At 75.5% G+C, this 1,895-nt stretch carries 2 protein-coding genes; one reads left to right on the top strand and one right to left on the bottom strand.

The features are described from left to right. A partial coding sequence (locus AB0G02_RS37685; protein WP_360804539.1) for a hypothetical protein occupies positions 1 to 1,206 on the top strand: 1,206 nt, incomplete at its 5' end. Between the two features lie 123 nt (positions 1,207 to 1,329). Here the strand turns inward: AB0G02_RS37685 and AB0G02_RS37690 are convergent. After that, on the bottom strand, positions 1,330 to 1,895 hold a 566-nt coding region (locus AB0G02_RS37690; RefSeq protein WP_360804542.1), incomplete at its 5' end, for an ATP-binding protein.

Below are 1,895 nucleotides of genomic sequence, written 5' to 3' on the forward strand. Positions count from 1 at the left end.
GCGGTCGAGGCGGCCCGGTCGGTCGGGATGTCCGACCTGCGCGCCGCGGCGACCGCAGCCGCGTCGATCGGGGACGGACCACGGCGTTCGGCGCTCCTCGACCGAGCCCTCGACGTGATCGCGCACGTGGACTACCCCGAGGACCGGTGCTCGGCGTTGGCGGACCTCGCGGAAGCGGCCGGCGACCCCGATCGCGCGGCCTCCCTGCTCGACGCCGCGGCCCGGCTCGCCGCGACCATCACCGACGACGAGGTCCAGGCCGCCGCGCTGTTCCCGGTGAGCCGCGCGGCGGCCCGGTTGGGCGACTTCGCGCGTGCCGTGCCGTTCGCACGGGCCATCCGGACCGGACACCGGGACCGGGCGGTGGCCGAGGTCGTCCGGGCGATGGCCGCCACGGGCGACACCGACCTCGCCGAACCCCTCGCCCGGTCCATCTCCGATCCGCGCCTGCGCGCCTCGGCCCTCGTGGCGCTGGGATCGGTCGAGGAGGGGTACGCCCTGCTCCGCACCCTCACCGACCCGGACGAACTGGCGCGGGCGCTGGTCGAGGTCGCGGTCCGCACGTCGGTGGTCGGGATCTTCGGCAAGGCCGTGAAGGCGGCGGAGCAGATCTCGCACCCGTTCCACCGGGATCTCGTGCTGTCCGTCGTGTGCGAGGCCGCCAGCCGTGCCGGGTACCGCGAGTACGCCTCGACCATCGCGTTGATGATCAACGACATCCACTGCCAGAACACGGCGGTGGCCGCGTTGTCCGAGGCCGCGCTGGACCACGGGGACGTCGACCGGGCCCTGGCGCTCGCCCGTTCCCTGACGGACCCGCGCACCCGCGGGGAGCGGTTGGCCGCGGTGGTGGAGGTGGTGGCGACGGACGACCTCGTCACGGCGCGGGGGGTCGCGGACTCCATCGACCACCGGCCGAGCCGGGGGCGGGCGCTGGCCGCGCTCGCGAACGCGACCACCGGGGACGACGCGCTGCGCCTCGCCGCGTCGGCCATGGTGGTAGGCCACTGGACCTGCGCGCTCCGGGTGCTGCCCCGGCTGTCCCGACCGGCCCTGCGCGCCGTGCTCGACGAAGTGGCGACGGTCGTCGAGGACGGCACTCCGACGGAGCCGCAGGCGACCGTGCTGCCCGAACGCTTCCGCCTGACGCTCGCGCACGTGGCGGGGGTGCACGCGGGCGACACCGAGATCGATCTCGCCGGATGACCCCACGCAGGCAGGGAGGACGACACGGACGGGCCTCGGCTCAGCCGAGCGTGACGCGCTCCGGAGCTCGCGGGGGGTTCGACCGGCACGGAGGTGGCCAGTCCGTCGGGCAGGTGGTCGACCTCAGGCGGGTGGGAGTTCGATCCGCACCGAGGCGCCGCGGCCGGTGGGGGAAGGGGTGAACCGCGCCGTTCCGCCGAGGGTCGCGACGGTGTCGGCCACGATGGCCAGCCCGAGGCCCGAACCGGGTAGGCCGCGGGCGTCGGGGGCACGCCAGAACCGGTCGAACGCCTGCCGCCGGTGCTCCGCGGGGAGACCCGGTCCTTCGTCGGTGACGGTGAGCCACCCCGAGGCGGACCGGACGGTCACGGTGGATCCGGCGGGAGAGAACTTGGCGGCGTTGTCGAGCAGGTTGAGCACGCTGCGCTCCAGCGCCGCGGCGTTGCCCACGATCGACCACGACTCCCGGTCGACGTCGAAGACGTGGTCGTGGGCGCGGCTGCGCGCGCGGCGCACGGCGCGGTCGACGACCTGCGCCACGTCGAGGCGTTCCCGGGCCAGCTCGCGCTCGTCGCGGGCCAGCACGACCAGCTCGGTGACCAGGTCGCCGAACTCCGCGCTCTGGGCCTGGAGCCGGTCGAGCACCCGGGCCCGTTCGTCCGCGGGCAGCGGGCGCCCGGTGCGCTCGC

This window comes from Actinosynnema sp. NPDC023658 (genome assembly GCF_040639995.1).
GTDB lineage: Bacteria > Actinomycetota > Actinomycetes > Mycobacteriales > Pseudonocardiaceae > Actinosynnema.